9 protein-coding genes are annotated in these 17,422 nt (G+C 60.4%); all 9 read left to right on the top strand.

Annotated features, from left to right (window positions below; translation table 11 throughout):
• Window positions 1-27 precede the first annotated feature (27 nt).
• The 9 genes from ACK59L_RS11850 (at window position 28) to ACK59L_RS11810 (ending at window position 16,116) form a co-directional block, all read left to right on the top strand.
• A complete protein-coding gene (locus ACK59L_RS11850; RefSeq protein WP_409273764.1) occupies window positions 28-4,497 on the top strand; it encodes an NEL-type E3 ubiquitin ligase domain-containing protein in 4,470 nt (1,489 codons plus the stop codon).
• A 79-nt stretch (window positions 4,498-4,576) separates the two neighbouring features.
• The gene (locus ACK59L_RS11845; RefSeq protein ID WP_409273762.1) at window positions 4,577-5,626 is read left to right on the top strand and encodes an AraC family transcriptional regulator; all 1,050 of its coding nucleotides are present in this window, start codon (window positions 4,577-4,579) and stop codon (window positions 5,624-5,626) included.
• Between the two features lie 49 nt (window positions 5,627-5,675).
• Complete coding sequence (locus ACK59L_RS11840; RefSeq protein ID WP_409273760.1) at window positions 5,676-10,157, top strand: NEL-type E3 ubiquitin ligase domain-containing protein; 4,482 nt, start codon at window positions 5,676-5,678, stop codon at window positions 10,155-10,157.
• 125 nt (window positions 10,158-10,282) lie between these two features.
• A complete protein-coding gene (locus tag ACK59L_RS11835) occupies window positions 10,283-11,929 on the top strand; it encodes an AMP-binding protein (protein ID WP_196136483.1) in 1,647 nt (548 codons plus the stop codon).
• 13 nt (window positions 11,930-11,942) lie between these two features.
• Window positions 11,943-12,710, top strand: coding sequence for an SDR family NAD(P)-dependent oxidoreductase (locus ACK59L_RS11830; RefSeq protein WP_409273758.1), 768 nt, complete (start codon window positions 11,943-11,945; stop codon window positions 12,708-12,710).
• Window positions 12,711-12,721: 11 nt separating this feature from the next.
• Complete coding sequence (locus ACK59L_RS11825) at window positions 12,722-13,915, top strand: acetyl-CoA C-acyltransferase (protein ID WP_409273756.1); 1,194 nt, start codon at window positions 12,722-12,724, stop codon at window positions 13,913-13,915.
• Between the two features lie 8 nt (window positions 13,916-13,923).
• Window positions 13,924-15,051, top strand: coding sequence for an acyl-CoA dehydrogenase (locus ACK59L_RS11820; RefSeq protein WP_100851210.1), 1,128 nt, complete (start codon window positions 13,924-13,926; stop codon window positions 15,049-15,051).
• 13 nt (window positions 15,052-15,064) lie between these two features.
• The gene (locus ACK59L_RS11815) at window positions 15,065-15,838 is read left to right on the top strand and encodes an enoyl-CoA hydratase (RefSeq protein ID WP_058605646.1); all 774 of its coding nucleotides are present in this window, start codon (window positions 15,065-15,067) and stop codon (window positions 15,836-15,838) included.
• 38 nt (window positions 15,839-15,876) lie between these two features.
• Entirely contained in the window at window positions 15,877-16,116 is a 240-nt protein-coding gene (locus ACK59L_RS11810) for a hypothetical protein (protein WP_409273753.1), read from the top strand.
• Window positions 16,117-17,422 lie beyond the last annotated feature (1,306 nt).

The following is a 17,422-nucleotide window of genomic DNA, read 5'->3' as shown; positions in this document are numbered from 1 at the left end:
GCGGCAACCTTTGACCTGGAGCCGATGATGGCCGCCCTCACTACGCCTTCCAACCATACCGACAGCTTCATTGCACAGCACTTGCCTGAATGGCTGCATGCGGCTTCCTTGGAGCAGATACGAGCCCTGCGCACGCGCGCGGAAGAAAACCGCCATATTGAGCAGCGCCTGGCGTCACTGTTCAAAAGCATGGTCTCGCCGCAGTTGTACGCACAGCAGATGTTGGGTGCCACGATAGCGCAGAAGCTGGGTGTGCAGGTGGATCTGACGCATGCGCTCTGGCGGGAGCGCTGGGACAGCTACAGCGTGCTTGGGGGCGAGACGCTGCATCATCACTACACGTTTCACCCTGCAATGACCCACCTGATGCAGAATTTCCCCTCCGGATCGAGCTTCGACGCCCGCAGCGGCATCATCTCAAGGGCTCATGGCATGTCCTTCACCGCCCCACTGCTGGTGAACAGTGCGAGCCTGGCCACTGCCTGCCGCTTGGTGGACACGGGCAAGCGTTATCAAGCCTACCTAGGTACCTACTTTGACGATGCCGCCTGCACGCTCCTCGCCCATGGCTTTAGGAAACGCCTCGCGTTGGCCGTTGAAGTTGCAGGGCTGCGAGGCGACATCACCGAAGTGGATGTCGCTGCTCTAGAGCACACCTTCGGCGAGGTGGTGGCGCCTGATCCGAAGCAACCGGCAGTCATGGTCAAGCACCTTCATGTGCTCGGGCATGCGTTGATCGGCGCACTGGTGATCGAACTTTCCGACGGTGGGGCGAGCGGCCTGGCTTACCCGGCTGCAGGGGTACTGCTCTACCTGCCCCATGGGCCGTTGAAGAAGTTTGGCGATCTGGACAGCCTGAAGGCCCACATGGTGAACCTGTTCGAAAAGCCTGAGGATGCCAGCGACCTACTGAAGCTGGTGGCGGCCGATGCCCGGGCAGCGTTTAAGGCCGTGCTGCAAAAGCGTCTGAGTGATGCAGCCCCCGATCTTGAAGTAACCGGCAAAACCGCCGGTGTATCGCTGTTTACCGAGATGGCCGGGCTGCAAGTGGCCCGCATCAAAGCGGACGCCCGCTTTCTTCTGGTGCCTGTCGAAGAGGTAGATCGGCTGCAAAGGCTTCAGCGGCTACAGACGCTTGAGCAGGTGGGGCTGGACCTGGCACAGATGGCAGCGTTGTTTGTTCCACAACTCGGCGCGATGATGTTGGCTGCCACCGTGGTCCAGGTGCTGGGTGAAATTGGCGTAGCGGTGTATGACTGGTCACGCGGCCACCAGCATGAAGCGCTGGAGCATGTACTGGGTGTGGCCGAAACGGTAGCGGTTACCGCGCTGACGGCGGCGGGCGGTGCGGCAGTTGCACGGGGCTTCAGGCGCAGCGCCTTCGTCGACGAGATGGTGCCAGTCGAACTGGATAATGAAGCCCCTCGGCTTTGGGTAGAGGACTTGAGACACTACCGAGCACTTGGCGTGCCTCACAATGCTGTACGAGGTCAGAAGGGTCTTTTCCAGCACGGTGATAGTCACTGGTGGCTTCATGAGGGCGTTTATTACCCCGTCAGCCGCAAAAATCAATCAAATCCCTGGCGCCTGGTGCGTCAGGATGGCAAAGCCGGCTTCGCGCCGGCGTTGAATTGGAACGGTGAGTATGGCTGGCGATTGAACTGGCAGCGACCGCAATTGTGGCATGGCGAGCGAGCCTTGCTGGGCCATCTATGGCCCGTTACTTCCGACCTGGATCCGCAGCGCGTCACTCAGGTACTCAAGGTGGCCGACGTGGACCAGGCCCAGTTACGCCGGGCAGTCGCGGAGCTAAGGGCGTTGCCCGTAAGTCTGCGCGACACATTGGAGCGGTTTGAAGCCGACAAGCGCATCGAAGACTTCTTCGCCACGTTCGCGAGCCACCAAGGCAAGAACGACCCCCCTCTGCTGCAATGGTGCGTCGATCAGTTGAGCGAGCAACAGCGCGCACCGGCCTCAGTATCTGCATCGATCCTCGCGCAAGCGCCTCGCTTGCGCGAGGGCCTGATGAACCATTTGACGTACACACTTGCCATAAGCCCCGAAGTATCGGTAATCCAGCGTGATTTTCCAGGGTTACCCGCTGCCTATTCTGAAGAGGTGATTGCCAACGGCACGGCCGAGCAGCGTCAGCGTTTGCTCGGGCAGGGTCGTCTTGATCTGGCGCTTGCCGAGAGCGCGCGTCTGGCATTACAGGAGGCCCGTATCTGTCGCGCATTACAGGGCCTGTACCTTAAAAATGCCTATCACCCTGATCTGCCGTCGCTGGTCTTCGGGCTTTTGCGAAAAGAACCTGCATGGCCCATGGCCCACAATGTTCAGGTTCGCGAAGCGTCGCCCACAGGGCGGGTATTGGCAGAGCTATACCCGGTGACCAATCCCGCCAGTGTGAAGGTGCTGGTGTGGGAGCATGGGCAGATGTCGGTCTATGAGGGTGGCAAACCCGTTGCACAAGACGCGGACGGCGCCTGCGGCTTGCTCGAGCGGCTTTGGCAGTTTCTACCTGAAGCCGATCGTAGCCGCTTGGGATGGTCAGCAACCGATGACGTGCAAGCGCTGCGGGCAGGCTTGCAGGCGCGCATCCCGGCTCAAAGAAAGGCTGTGCAGGAACTGATGGGCATGCAGGTGAGCCGGCCGACCTTCCGCGCACCCGCCCGCCTGCCTGACCATCGCTATGGCTACTTGCTAAGTGGTCGCGGCAGCGCCAACCACCTGGCCGAGCGTACGCTTCAGGATCGTATCCGCAGCCTGTATCCAGGGTTCAGCGCACAACAACTCGAGCTGTATCTTCAAGTGCTCGAGGACCAGCCTGGTTCGCCCTTCACTCATCTGCTGGAGCTTGAGGGCCAATACTCGCGTCTGGACGTGATGCTCGAGCAATGGACTGCCCTGCCTGCCGATGCGGCCGATGTGGCGCTTCGACGTAGAGTATCGGACCAGCTAAGGCGCTGCTGGCGCTTCCAAGGGCACTCAGGCAGACAGCAAGCAAATGGAGACCCAGGCATGCTGCTTTCGTTATCGGGTATCGGTACCGGCGAGCTGCCCGACTTGAGCGCGGTGGAGGGTTTCAGCCATGTCAGCGAGGTCGCTCTGGCCAACATGCGACTGGGCGATGTGCCTGAGCGCTTTCTCAGGCCCTTTCATGGCATTACGGCGCTGAACTTGGACAACAACGCCCTGCTGCGGCTCCCCGCTGCGCTCTCGCAGTTGCATGAGTTACAGGAACTGACGGTATCGCGTAACAGCCTGCCTCTGGACAATGCTGGTTTCGAAGTGCTTGCGGGCATGCCGAGGCTGAGTGTGCTCGATCTGAGCGACAACAGCATCGGCAACTTCACGATTGCCATGGACCGATTACCCCGTCTGCGTCAATTGGGACTGCGCGGGGTAGGGTTGACGCAAGTACCGGTTCACCTCGAGCGGGCGGTTTCGCTGGAGTATGTCGACCTGCGTGACAACCATATCGCCGAGCTGCCCTTGGCTGTGCGGGCTCAGCGAACCCATTGGCGAAACAGGTTGGCATTGGCGGGTAACCCGCTGCCTGCCCTGTACCGCGACTTGTGGGTCGATGCCAGTCGCACCTCCGACAGCGAGCTCAGTGCCGACGGTGACGCATTTCACCTCAGCCGTTGGGTCGAGCGCCTGGACCCAGCACAACGAGCGTCGCGTACCGCCCAGTGGAACCGTCTGGTGGATGAGTCCGGCAGCGGCGATTTCTTCACACTCATCGGCGAACTCACTGACACCAGTGATTTTCGTCTGGCCAGGGACGATCTGGAGGCCCGGGTCTGGGCAATGCTGGACACAATCGAGAGTAACACCGCACTGCGCGAACAAACCTTCGCCTTGGCCAGTGAACCTCGTACGTGCGTGGACAGTGTCATCTCCAGTTTCGGCTTGCTTGAGATCAGGCTGCTGAGCGCGTCGGTCGAGGCCGCCGCTGGAGAACACGCAGAGGGTGAACTATTGAGTCTGGCGCGACGTTTCTTCCGCCTGGACCGGGTGGAGGCGTACGCCCGCCAAGACATGAGCGGCCGCGAAACCCGCGGCGAGGAGGTGGATCAGATCGAAGTCAGCCTTGCCTACCGGGTGGGGCTGGCGCGGACACTGGAATTGCCAGGTCAGGCAACCACCATGCAGTTCAGAACGATTGCAGGGGTCACGGAGGAACACCTGAAAACGGCCGAAGCAGCGGTTCGCGCAGCCGAGGCCAGCGATGATCTGGCCATGGACATCAGTGAGCGTGGCTTCTGGTTCGATCACCTGCAACGCCAGTACCGCACATCCTTTGATTTTGTACGCGAGCCGTTCGTGCAGCAGATGGAGGCGCTCTATGCAGGGCGTGAGAGGCTGACAGATGCCCAGTACGATACTCAGGCCAGGGCGATTGCCAGGGCTTGTGATGAGGCGGTAAGGGCCAAGGCGCTTGAACTCACACGCCAAGCCTTGGCCCGGGAGAATGAACAGTTACCTGGCTGAGTCGGCGTGCAGTGATCGAATGCTAGCGTTTTGGCGCTGTGGTCCTAAGATGGCTGCATTCGAGCAAACTGGGCCGCCAATGAGCGACAAGGACACTATTTCCATCGAACTGGTACGCGAGGCGTTGTTGCAGGCTTGTCCCCAAGCAGGCGACGCGCCTCTGGTGCTGCGCAAGGCAGGCATCGAGCCGCACCTGCTCACGCTGCCAGGTGCACGTGTGCCGGCAACTGCTTATGCCCGCCTCTGGCGCCTGCTGGCGCGGCGCTGTAACGATGAGTTCTTTGCCATGGACCCGCGCGGGCTACGCGGCGGCAGCCTGGCATTTCTCTGCCGTGCCAGCAGGGGACAACCAACGGTCGGGACAGGCATCGAAACCGCACTGGCTTTCCTGTCGTTGACCCTGGATCACCTACAGCCTCACTTGATTCGCCAGCAAAGCCTGGCCGAGATCATCATCATCGAACCCGCTGATGAGCCTCGACGAGCCTTCACCTACTTCACATTCTGGATGATCGTCCATGGTGTGGCATGTTGGCTGGCAGGGCGTCGCATTCCGATTCTGGCCATCGAATTGCGCTGTACCGAACCTGCATTCTGCGATGACTACCGTGTCATGTTTTCGGAAAACCTACAGTTCTCTCGGCCGCGCACCCGTATGATCCTGGCCGCCGATTGCTTCGATCAGCCCATCCGGCGCAGCGATGACGAGCTGCACCGTTTTCTGGCCCAGGCGCCTGCCAACATCCTGGTCAAGTATCGTGATCCCGACAGCCTCGCTCGACGCATTCGACGCGAGCTGAGTGAGCAAGACCCAGCGTCGTGGCCCGATGCGAATGGGCTCGCCCGCCGGTTATGCCTGTCGGCTTCTACGCTGCGGCGCAGGTTGGCAGAGGAGGGGCATAGCTATCAGGCCCTCAAGGACAGCGTGCGGCGCCAATTGGCTATCAGCTGGTTGGCGCAGGAGCAGGTTGGGATGCTGGAAATCGCAGCGCGTTTGGGCTTTGCCGACAGCAGTTCGTTCTACAAGGCCTTCCGCAAGTGGTTTGGCTGCAATCCGGGTCACTACCGAACGTTGGTCCTGGGTGCAGGGAAGGTCGATTCGGTTGGGTTTCCGTCTGCCACTCGCTGAGCGCCCATCACACAGTCCAGGTTGAATCAGCATCGACAGGACCTACATGATGTCAGCTTCCCTCACGACTGCTTCCGGCTTCAATGCGTCCTCTGCCAAGGTCGCAAGCGCTACCCATGACTTCATAGTCGCGCGCCTGCCTGAGTGGCTCAAGCGCGCTTCTCCCGCCCAGCTCAACCGGCTGCGTGACCGCTTCAAAGCGCACCAGGCCAGCCAGGAACGCGTGCGCGCCTCTACGCGGCGGTTGATTCCACTGCAAAGCTTTGCTGAGTTGCATATGCAGAGGCTGGTTGCAGATCTGCCGGGCAGCCCGGCCCTGGATGCGCTGCAGTGGCGGGAGATGCGGCGCAATTTCAAAGTCCCGCAAGGCACCGGCCTCCCAGTCGATGAGGTGATTGAGTTGAGAGAGCCTGCCGTTTTGCGCCTGATGCAGAATTTTCACAAGCAGGCTAGCTTCTACCTGGGCACTGGTCTGGTGAATACAGGTGAAGACAGCTTGCTCACCGCAGACATCGATGCCCTGGTGCAGGCATGCCGGGACCTGGATGCTGGCGGGCGCTATCAGAAGCTCTTGTCGCAGGTGTTCACCGACGACACCTGCAACGCACTGATTGCAGACAAGCGAGCGGCGCTTGAGTTAGCTACCGAAGTGGCAGCACTGCGCGGCGATCTGACGGCCGGGCAACAGATTGCGTTGGCGGGCTTGGCGAGCGATGAGGTCGATCACGGCGAGCTGCGTGCCTACCCAGGCTTGCTGAGCATGCTGGGGCATACCCTGTGCGATGTCGTGCTCGTCCAGTTGCGCGATGAGCACGGTGCGGATCGAGGGAGCATACTCTACAGGCCCAGCGATCCTGGCCAGGCATTGCGCCATTTCACGTCCATCCAGGAAATGAACGCCGTGCTCGCGACCGCTCTGCAGAAGGAGAATTACCGGGCTTACTTCAGTCAGTTGGTCTCCGTGGAGGTGCGCGCTCCCTTTCTCGATACATTGAACAAGCGCTTGAGCGACCCCGTGCCTGACCTGTCGCTTGAAGGCGTCACAGGAACGGAGGATATTTTCTCAAGGCTGGTCGACCAGCAGGTTCAGCGAATCAAAGACGACGCGCGTCTGTTGTTGGTGCCAACCGCGCAGGTGGACCGACACGCCTCTGAAGCGCGACGCAAGCAGTGGCGCTCGTTGGGCTGGAGTCTGGTTAACCTGGCTGGTTTTTTCATACCTGTTGTAGGCGCAATGCTGCTTGGGCAATTGGTAGTGCAAATACTTGCGGAAGTCTTCGAGGGCGCAGCTGACTGGTATCACGGTCATCAGCATGAGGCCCTTGAGCACATGCTTGGCGTGGCCGAGACGATAGCGGTGACTGCGGCTGTCGGCGCCGGCGCCAACATCCTGGCCAGGGGGTATGCGGCCACTGATTTTGTAGAAGGGCTGGAACCGGTGCGTGGGGTCGATGGGAAGGCGCGGCTATGGGCCAACGACCTCAAGGTCTACGCCAGCTTGCCGGAGGACCCGCAACTGGGGAGCGACGGTCTGTACAGGGACTGGGGGGGCGCTTTCTTCCGTAGTGGCAAACGTTATTTTCAGGCGCATCGGCCTGATCCTGATGAGCCATGGCGCTTGCGTCATGCTCGGCGTCCGACAGGCTTCGGGCCTGTCCTTGAACATTTTGGCGAGCGAAGCTGGCGGTTAAGTGACAGTCGACCACTGGAAGCTGATCAGCCTGATCTCATGCTTGAACATCTTTGGCCTCAGACTAGACCGCTCACTCAGCAGCAGGCCAGCAGAGTGATACAGGCCGCCGGAATGGATGTAGCGGCGCTACGAGGTTTACTGGTGGAGGTGCGGGACATTCCAGCCAGTCTGCGCGACAGCCTGGAGCGTTTCGAAGCCGATGCGCGCGTCAGCAGGTTTTTCACAACCCTGCAAGCCGGTGCAAGCCCGCGAAACGAAGAAGCGTTGATACAGTGGTGCCTGGAACAAATCGGCGGCGGTGGGTGGGTGCAGCTGCATGAGCGCCTTCTTGAGGATGCAGGTCGCTTACGCGGGCTGATGTTCAAGCACCTCTGCCAGGTACCCATGTTCGATGACCCGTTGTCGTCTGTAATCAGATCAGACATGCCGGGTCTGTCCGAGCGTTATGTCCAAGCTCTGGCCGCTGACATAGGGCGAACCGAGCGCGATCTTGCCCTGAGCATGGGAAAACTGCCATTGCGTTGCCTACGCCAGGGTGCTTCGTTGCTGCGTGTTGCCAGGTTGACACGAGCCATGTGTGGTGTGTACCTCCCTAACGCCTACTGCGATGAAGCGGGCGAACTCGTGTTGGCCCTCCTACAGCGATTGGAGACATGGCCGACCCTTCACATCGAGCTCTGGACAGACGGCCCCGGCGCTCACCGGATTGCGGCGGTAGGTGACCAGTCGCCGGACGCTAATCTGGTCAAGATCGTGCACAAGGAGGGGCGTTTCCGGGCGATCGAAGAGACAAGTGCAGGCTATGGTGCCTTGATCGCCGAGTCGGACAACCTCTACCAGACCCTGCTCGCATTGTTGGAGCCAGCCCAGCGCACTGCGCTAGGTCTAGATAGCGATACCGCTGCCGCAACCTTGCATGATCGGCTGATTGCGCAATTACCCCAGACTCACGCCCAAGTCGAGCATCTGCTTGGCTGGCCTGAACAGGCTCGGTGGTTCAATCCAGGCCGGCGTATGCCTGACGGCCGCGTAGGCTACCCACTCAGTGGGCGTCCGGTCCGACGTCGTAGCCCCCACAGCATACTGAGAGATCGTCTGCGCAATCTGTACCCTGGGCTGGACGATGCTGCGATCGAGGACCGCCTGGCGCGATTGCTTGAAGGTCCAGAGTGCATCTATGACGCTTTGCTGGTACTGGAGCAGGACCATGCTGACCTGGAAAGGCACCTGGGACGATGGACAGATTTTGAAAGCAACCCAGTCCGCCAGCGGGCTCGTCGGCAGGTCGCTGATCAGATCCGTCGCGCCTGGCGACAGGTCGGCGAATCGCTGGGTGATGGGGCAGCAGGTCAGCGGCTGAGTATCGTCAATGTGAATGTCAGCAGCCTGCCCGAGTTGCCTGCCCGTATCGAATTTGAGCTCACAAGGGCGCTGGTCATCCGTGATGTGCCGATCACGCACATGCCCACTGGATTCCTTTCATGTTTCACCCGCCTGAGAGCGTTGAATCTGAGCGACAACGCCCTGCTGGGCGTGCCTGCTGAAATTTCCCATCTGGCTGAGTTGAGAACGCTGCGTCTGGCACGCAACAACATTCGGCTGAACGATCAAGCCTTGAACGCGCTGACCCACCTGCCGGAATTGACGCACCTGGACCTCAGTTACAACCCGCTGGGCGCTTTTGATCTGCCCCATGACACGTTAACGCGCCTTGTCGAACTCAACTTGCGTCACTGTAGGCTGAGCATGTGGCCTGCGGGGCTTGAGCGATGCGACATGATTGAGCGCGTCGATCTGCGTGACAATGTCTTGCGTATTGTTCCAGCGCAAATGCTGCGACTGCCCCATGCCCGTCGACTAGGCTTCATGGTGGAGCGAAATCGGCTGAGCATTGTCCAAATGCAGCATTTGTTTGCTCTGGATACGATCGCCGAACATTTCCACCCTCCTGAACTTCGGCGTGTGATTGACCCCCAGGCAACCTGCGATCTCTGGCTCGATGCAGGCGATCCACGGTTGCGCGAGACCCGCCAGGCCCTTTGGCAACGTGTGACCACAGATGCAGACAGCCACGGCCTGGTGCGGTTATTGGGTCTTCTGGCAGATACTGGCGACTACAGCACTGCGTCGTATCAGCTGGCGGAGCGAGTATGGGGTTTACTCCAAGCAGCCGATCACAACCTGCAGCTGCGCCAGAGCATCAATAGCTTGGCCCGTCTGCCGCTGACCTGTGTGAACACGGTTGCCGATCGATTCAGTGAGATTCAGTTGAGGGTGCTGATCGATACCACCGAGCGTAACGTCTCGCCGGGGCGCGGCAATGAGCTGTTGGGTATAGGGCAACAGTTGTTTCGCCTGGATCGGCTCGAGCAGATTGCCAGGCGGGATATCTTGCAACGCCTTGCGGCGCGGGAAAGCGTGGATCAGGCAGCGCTCAGCCTGGCTTACCGCGTACAACTGCGGGCGCGTTTGAACCTGCCGTGTCAGCCTAAGAGCATGCTTTATGGCGACGCAGCCGAGCTGACAGCCAGGCAACTGGAGGATGCCTACCTTGAGGTAAACGCGGCGATGACGCCTGACGCTCTATCTTCCAGCCTGTCGCAGCGAGTGTTCTGGACTAGGTACATCCATGGGCGGCACCCGGAGGTGTTTGAAGCGCTGCAGACCCAGTTTGCCGAACGTCGATCCGCTTTGGCATCGCGGCAGTCAACGTTGGATGCCTCGGATTATCAGCTTCAACTCGACAGCCTGGACACCGAACAAGCCGCCCAGGACCAGTCGCTGGTATTCGAATTGACCCGGCAATTCCTGTTGGGGCGCGAACGGGGATTGGGCTAACCGCCGTTGTGGCCAAACCGATCATCCACAATGAATGGTTTGGCCATTGTGGTTACGCCTTAGCGGCGCGAACATCGTCCGGACTTAACCGTGCACTCCAACAATAAAAAAGCAGGAGTCTGACGATGCGTGACTACGCCGAGGCCGCTCGCTCGTTCCATTACCTTGGTGCCGCGCAGGCGGCCTTGCAGGGCGAGCTGCAGGCCCTTAACGCCTGTGTCGAGTGTTGTGATCGCCACACGGGCGTCGACAAGGTGGCCCTGCACTGGCTGGACAGTGAAGGCAACTACGAGCAGCTGAATTTCGATAGGCTGCAAGCGCTGGCCTCCCGCTTTGCCAGCGTCCTGCGTGCCCATGGTGTCAGTGTGGGCGACCGTGTAGCGGGGCTGTTGCCTCGCACCCCGCAACTGCTGATCACCATTCTCGCCACCTGGCGCCTGGGTGCCGTTTATCAGCCGTTGTTCACCGCCTTCGGGCCTGCTGCGATCGAGCACCGACTGCACCAGTCGCAGGCCCGTGTTGTGGTCACTGACCGCAGTAATCGGACAAAGCTCGATGATGTCAAAGCTTGCCCGCTCACGATTACAGTCGATGCCCGCGACGGCGAGCCGGACTTCCAGCGGTGTCTTGAAAGCGCCTCGCCTGATTGCGAGCCGGTCATGCTCACAGGTGACGATCCCTTCCTGTTGATGTTCACATCTGGAACCACCGGGCCTGCAAAACCCCTTGAAGTACCGCTACGGGCCATCGTAGCGTTCCAAGGCTACATGCGTGATGCCATCGATCTGCGCCCCGAGGACAGGTTCTGGAACCTGGCTGATCCGGGGTGGGCGTATGGCTTGTATTACGCAGTCACCGGGCCGCTTTCATTGGGCCACGCGACCACCTTCTACAATGGCCCCTTCAGTGTCGACAGCTGCACGCAGGTCATTACCCAGCTGGGCATCAACAACCTGGCCGGCTCGCCAACGGCCTTTCGCATGCTCATTGCAGCCGGTGAGCAGTTCAGTACCCCAGTCAAAGGACGCCTGCGCGTGGTGAGCAGTGCAGGGGAGCCCTTGAACCCGGAAGTGATCCGCTGGTTCGCCGAGCATGCCGGGGTAACCATTCATGATCACTACGGGCAGACGGAGCTGGGCATGGTGCTGTGTAACCATCACGGCCTGGCCCACCCGGTGCACGTAGGTTCTGCAGGTTTTGCCATACCGGGGCATCGGATTGTGGTGCTCGATGAGCAGGGACGCGAACTACCCGCCGGTCAGCCGGGTATCCTGGCGGTGGATCGCGAACAATCGCCCTTATGCTGGTTCGCCGGTTACCACGGGTTGCCGACCAAGGCCTTTGTCGGCAAGTACTACCTGAGCGGCGATACCGTCGAACTGAACCCCGATGGCAGCATCAGCTTCGTCGGGCGCAGCGATGATGTGATTACCACGTCCGGGTATCGGGTTGGGCCTTTCGATGTGGAAAGCGCATTGATCGAGCACCCAGCCGTTATTGAAGCTGCAGTGATCGGCAAGCCTGATCCTGAGCGCACCGAGGTGATCAAGGCATTCGTGGTACTGGCCAAGGGTTACGGCGCCGGCGCCGAACTTGAGGAGCAACTGCGCCAGCACGTTCGCCAGCGGCTATACGCCCATGCCTACCCCAGAGAAGTCGAGTTCGTCAGCGAGTTGCCGAAGACCCCCAGCGGCAAGCTGCAGCGCTTCATCCTGCGCAATCAGGAAATAGCTCGACAACACGCGCAGCTCGCCACCACGGCCAGCGCTTGAAAGGAAACCGACCATGCAAATAGCCAACAAACACTTCATCGTCAGCGGCGCTGCCTCCGGTCTAGGCGCCGCCACCGCGCACATGCTGATCGAGGCAGGCGCGTCGGTCATGCTTGTGGACCTCAACGGCGACGCTGTGCAAGCCAAAGCCCGCGAGCTGGGCGAGCGCGCGCGTTTCAGCGTGGCCGACATCAGTGACGAAGCAGCTGCAAAGGCGGCCGTATCGGCAGCACTTGCAGCGTTCGGTAGCCTGCACGGTCTGGTGAACTGCGCAGGCATCGTGGGCGCTGAAAAGGTATTGGGAAAACAAGGCCCGCACGGCCTGGCCAGTTTTGCCCGTGTCATCAATGTCAACCTGTTAGGCAGCTTCAACCTGTTGAGGTTATGTGCCGAGGCCATGGCCGAGGGAGAGGTGGACGACGGAGGCGAACGGGGCGTGATCATCAACACGGCTTCCGTCGCGGCCTACGACGGCCAGATCGGGCAATGTGCCTATGCAGCGTCCAAAGGGGCCGTTGCCAGCCTGACGTTGCCCGCCGCGCGCGAGCTGGCGCGCTACGGTATTCGCGTAATGACCATTGCGCCGGGCATTTTCGAAACCCCGATGATGGCCGGTATGACGCCCGAGGTTCGTGACTCGCTCGCAGCGGGCGTGCCTTTTCCTCCGCGCCTTGGGCGTCCAGAGGAGTATGCGGCGCTGGCGCGCCACATCATCGAGAACAGCATGCTCAATGGTGAGGTCATCCGTCTGGACGGTGCCTTGCGCATGGCAGCCAAGTGAGGATAACCCCCATGAACACCCGCGAAGATCCCATCGTCATCGTCAGCGCAGTACGCACCCCGATGGGGGGGTTGCAAGGCGAGCTTAGCAGCCTCTCTGCCGTGCAGTTGGGCAGTGCGGCCATTGGCGCCGCGATTGAGCGCGCTGGTGTGCAGGTGCACAGCGTCGATCAGGTGCTGTTCGGTTGCGTGTTGCCAGCAGGCCTTGGCCAGGCGCCGGCGCGTCAGGCTGCACTGGGCGCTGGCCTGGGTAAGCACACCACCTGTACGACGCTTAACAAGATGTGTGGGTCCGGCATGCAGGCTGCCATTCTTGCCCATGACCTGCTGGTGGCAGGCAGCGCCGACGTGGTGGTCGCCGGCGGCATGGAGAGCATGAGCAACGCCCCTTACCTGCTGGACAAGGCCCGCGGCGGTTACCGCATGGGCCATGGCAAGGTGATCGACCACATGTTCATGGATGGTCTTGAGGACGCCTATGACAAGGGTCGCTTGATGGGCACGTTTGCCGAAGACTGTGCCCAGGCCAATGGTTTCAGTCGTAAAGACCAGGACGATTTTGCCATCGCATCGCTTACCCGTGCCCAGCAGGCCATTCTCAATGGTCGCTTTGCGGATGAAATCGTCCCGGTGGAGGTGACTGAAAGCAAGCAACGCCGTCTGGTCAAGGACGACGAGCAGCCGCCCAAGGCGCGCCTGGACAAGATCGCGCAATTGCGCCCGGCGTTTCGAGACGGCGGTACGGTAACGGCTGCCAACGCCAGCTCCATCTCAGATGGCGCGGCGGCACTCGTGCTGATGCGTCGCTCCGAGGCGCACAAGCGAGGTTTGAAACCGATGGCCGTTATCCACGGCCATGCGGCCTTCGCCGATGCACCGGCCCTGTTCCCGACCGCGCCTATCGGTGCAATCGACAAGCTGATCAAACGCACGGGTTGGGCGCTTGCCGATGTCGACCTGTTCGAAATCAATGAAGCGTTCGCCGTGGTGACCCTGGCAGCCATGAAACATCTGGACCTGCCCCACGGCAAGGTCAACATCCATGGCGGCGCCTGCGCACTGGGCCACCCAATCGGCGCTTCAGGGGCGCGCATCCTGGTCACGCTGCTGCACGCCCTGCGCCAGAACAACCTGCGTCGTGGGGTGGCGGCCATCTGCATTGGCGGTGGTGAAGCCACGGCCGTGGCTGTCGAATGCCTGGAGTGAGGTAAACCATGCTGGTCAACGAAGAACAACAACAGATCGCCGATGCCGTGCGCAGCTTTGCCCAGGAGCGGCTGCGCCCTTTTGCCGAACAGTGGGACAAGGAGCATCGGTTTCCCCGCGAAGCCATCGAGGAAATGGCAGCGCTCGGCCTGTTCGGCATGCTGGTGCCTGAACAGTGGGGCGGAAGCGACACCGGTTATGTGGCCTACGCCATGGCCCTGGAGGAGATCGCGGCCGGCGATGGTGCCTGCTCGACCATCATGAGCGTGCACAACTCGGTGGGGTGTGTGCCTATTCTGCGGTTTGGCTCTGAACAACAAAAGCGCGCGTTTCTAACGCCCCTGGCAACCGGCGTCATGCTCGGGGCATTCGCCCTGACCGAGCCACAGGCAGGCTCCGATGCCAGCAGCCTGAAAACCCGTGCGCGCCGTGAGGGCGAGCACTACGTGCTCAATGGCAGCAAGCAGTTCATCACCTCCGGCCAGAATGCCGGGGTGGTGATCGTGTTCGCCGTGACGGATCCGCAGGCCGGCAAGCGCGGCATCAGCGCGTTTATCGTGCCGACCGACGCACCGGGTTATCAGGTGGCCCGTGTCGAGGACAAGCTCGGCCAGCATGCTTCCGATACCTGTCAGATCGTGTTCGACAACGTGCGCGTGCCTGTGGCCAACCGACTGGGTGAGGAGGGTGAGGGCTACAAGATTGCCTTGGCCAACCTTGAAGGCGGGCGCATCGGCATCGCGGCCCAGTCGGTAGGCATGGCGCGCGCCGCCTTCGAAGTGGCCCGTGACTATGCCAAGGAGCGACAGAGTTTCGGCAAGCCGCTGATCGAGCATCAGGCCGTGGCTTTCCGGTTGGCGGACATGGCAACCCAGGTCGCCGTCGCTCGGCAGATGGTGTTGCACGCTGCCGCCTTGCGTGATGCGGGGCAACCTGCGTTGGTGGAAGCGTCCATGGCCAAGCTCTTTGCCTCGGAAATGGCAGAGAAGGTGTGCTCACACGCCTTGCAGACCCTGGGCGGTTATGGCTATCTGAGCGACTTCCCGCTGGAGCGCATCTATCGCGACGTGCGGGTTTGCCAAATTTACGAAGGCACCAGCGATATTCAGCGCATGGTCATTGCGCGCAATCTTTGAAGGAGCAGACCACATGGCATTTGAAACCATCCTGTTGGACATTCATGGCAAGGTTGGCCTGATCACGCTCAATCGCCCGCAGGCGCTCAACGCCTTGAACGCGCAGATTGTCAGCGAACTGAACCAGGCCTTGGATCAGCTTGAGCGCGACCCTGGCATTGGCTGCGTGGTGCTCACAGGTTCGGCGAAGGCGTTTGCCGCTGGCGCTGACATCAAAGAAATGGCTGAGCTCAAGTACCCGCAAATCTACGTGGACGACCTGTTCAGCGATGCCGACCGCATCGCCAACCGGCGCAAGCCGATCATTGCCGCCGTGTCGGGGTTTGCGCTGGGCGGTGGTTGTGAGCTGGCGATGATGTGCGACTTCATTTTAGCTGGCGATAATGCCAAGTTCGGTCAGCCTGAAATCAACCTTGGGGTGTTGCCGGGCATGGGAGGCACGCAGCGCTTGACCCGTGCGGTGGGCAAGGCCAAAGCCATGGAGTTGTGCCTGACCGGTCGCCTGATGGGTGCTGAGGAAGCGGAGCGCTCAGGGCTGGTGGCGCGTGTCGTGCCGCAGGACGAGCTGTTGCAGGAGGCGCTGAAAGTGGCCGCCACCATCGCTGCCAAGTCCATTCCGGTCAGCATGATGGTCAAGGAGAGCGTTAACCGCGCCTTCGAAGTCACCCTCAGCGAAGGTGTGCGGTTCGAGCGGCGGGTGTTTCATGCGGCGTTCTCTACCGAAGATCAGAAAGAAGGCATGGCCGCGTTCATCGCCAAGCGTGAGGCGCAATTCAAGGATCGTTGATGGGGGCGTTTTGCAGTGATTTGCACGGTGGTTCAAGGATGAAGACGCGTCGCGCTCAGGGTGATGCAGGTGCGATACTTTTGGTGTTCCTGTTTGTTGCTGCGCTTATGATGTTGGCGTCTCGGTATCCCAGCATGATCGAGCGCAGGGTTGAAGCGCGCAAAGCGCAGCAACAGGCGGTGCAGCCTGAGCGGCGGGTTACCGAGACGACGGTTGAGATCATGTTGCCGGACGGGCGGCGTTTGCCGCAGCTAGAATCGGAGGCATTGATCAAGTAGCCAAAGTGGCTTTTATCGCTGCCGCTGCCGCTGCTGTTGCTTCTAAGCGCGGTAGTCCAGGCGCCACAGGTCGCGACTTCAGGAGACCGAGCGCTGGGCACCAGGATGGGGCCTGCAGCGCGGTCCTCCCGGGAGCAAGCCCGGAGCGAGGGAACCCCGGGGCGTAGCGTAGGGGCCGGATGATAGGAGCAGGCGGTTTTTGCTTACTTTTTGACAAGACCCTCCATGTCAGGATAGTTATCGTGTCCCCCGCTTTTTAGAAAAGCATTCCGGGGGCGGCAAGAGTGTGGTCATGCCTTTCTAATCCGAAGAACGTAAAGCCGCACTGCTAAAATGATGCTCCCGCCTCTGAGCCTATCGGCGGCGGAGGTCGCCCGGCGCGAAGGCTGCAGTGATATGTAGCTTCATTATTGGCGCAAGCAAGCTGCGGCCAGAGGAACGCAATTGTCCGATACCAACCAATCCGCTGAGAGTTAGTCAGCCGAAGCCAAGATGGCGGTCATCATGGAAATTGCAGCGCTTTCGGAGCTGGAGATTGATGAGTATTGCCGGCGCCAAGGCATTTTCCCTGAGCAGATAACCGACCGGCGTAATGCGTTTATCGCCAGCAGCACGAAGTAGTCGACCGCTAAAAATGTGCGTGCGGGCTTGTCCCGAAGCGCCGCGCGGGCGGCGCTCGAGATCCGCCCCATCTCAAAAACCCTGTAGTGCACACCCTGCCATCAATGCCGGCCGCCTCAGCGCGACCCCTATCATTTTTGCCAGTAGAGGTAATGTGTTGCTAATGGATAAATAGGCCATGGATGATAAGGGAGCGCTTCCATGGGAGGGCGGTACCGTCTGCTGATGCGACGAGCATGCTCGCCGCGAGCGGCAAGGCCGCGGTGGACCAACTGAAGATCTGGCCCAACAGCACTACCGATGACTTCGGTGGGTTTTTTGCCTTCGGAGCTCAAGGGATCAATGCCAGCCCCTGAAGCTCCGTGCGATCATTTGTAGAGCAAGACGAGTATCGAGGAGGATCGCCGAAGTGCAGAATAATTTAAGTCAGAAGGTTAATCGCAGGACTTATCACTATTGCCAGGGCCGTATCGCCAATGAACTGGGAGGTGAGTCAAGCCAGGTAGTTGTTCAGTATGGAGCTCAGCTGTTGGCGCTGCAATTTCGCGAGAAAGGCATGTATAAATGTTCATTGTTAAGAGTTGATCAGCAGCGAACAGTTCTCCATCGGGCTGACCACTGCCAGTCGCAACAGCAACTTGTTTACACACCCTACGGTCATCCGTCGCAACACCCAGGGTGGCTT

The sequence above is a fragment of the Pseudomonas sp. KCJK9111 genome (assembly GCF_046231935.1).
GTDB lineage: Bacteria > Pseudomonadota > Gammaproteobacteria > Pseudomonadales > Pseudomonadaceae > Aquipseudomonas > Aquipseudomonas parafulva_B.
The sequence above is the reverse complement of the archived record's forward strand: the minus strand, read 5'-3'. Positions and strand labels throughout refer to the sequence as shown.

What these genes read in the sequence shown, in the direction of transcription:
- ACK59L_RS11835 (WP_196136483.1), top strand. Translation starts at nt 10,283, where the DNA reads ATGCGTGACTACGCCGAGGCCGCTCGCTCGTTCCATTACCTTGGTGCC.
- ACK59L_RS11830 (WP_409273758.1), top strand. Translation starts at nt 11,943, where the DNA reads ATGCAAATAGCCAACAAACACTTCATCGTCAGCGGCGCTGCCTCCGGT.
- ACK59L_RS11850 (WP_409273764.1), top strand. Translation starts at nt 28, where the DNA reads ATGGCCGCCCTCACTACGCCTTCCAACCATACCGACAGCTTCATTGCA.
- ACK59L_RS11825 (WP_409273756.1), top strand. Translation starts at nt 12,722, where the DNA reads ATGAACACCCGCGAAGATCCCATCGTCATCGTCAGCGCAGTACGCACC.
- ACK59L_RS11845 (WP_409273762.1), top strand. Translation starts at nt 4,577, where the DNA reads ATGAGCGACAAGGACACTATTTCCATCGAACTGGTACGCGAGGCGTTG.
- ACK59L_RS11815 (WP_058605646.1), top strand. Translation starts at nt 15,065, where the DNA reads ATGGCATTTGAAACCATCCTGTTGGACATTCATGGCAAGGTTGGCCTG.
- ACK59L_RS11810 (WP_409273753.1), top strand. Translation starts at nt 15,877, where the DNA reads ATGAAGACGCGTCGCGCTCAGGGTGATGCAGGTGCGATACTTTTGGTG.
- ACK59L_RS11820 (WP_100851210.1), top strand. Translation starts at nt 13,924, where the DNA reads ATGCTGGTCAACGAAGAACAACAACAGATCGCCGATGCCGTGCGCAGC.
- ACK59L_RS11840 (WP_409273760.1), top strand. Translation starts at nt 5,676, where the DNA reads ATGTCAGCTTCCCTCACGACTGCTTCCGGCTTCAATGCGTCCTCTGCC.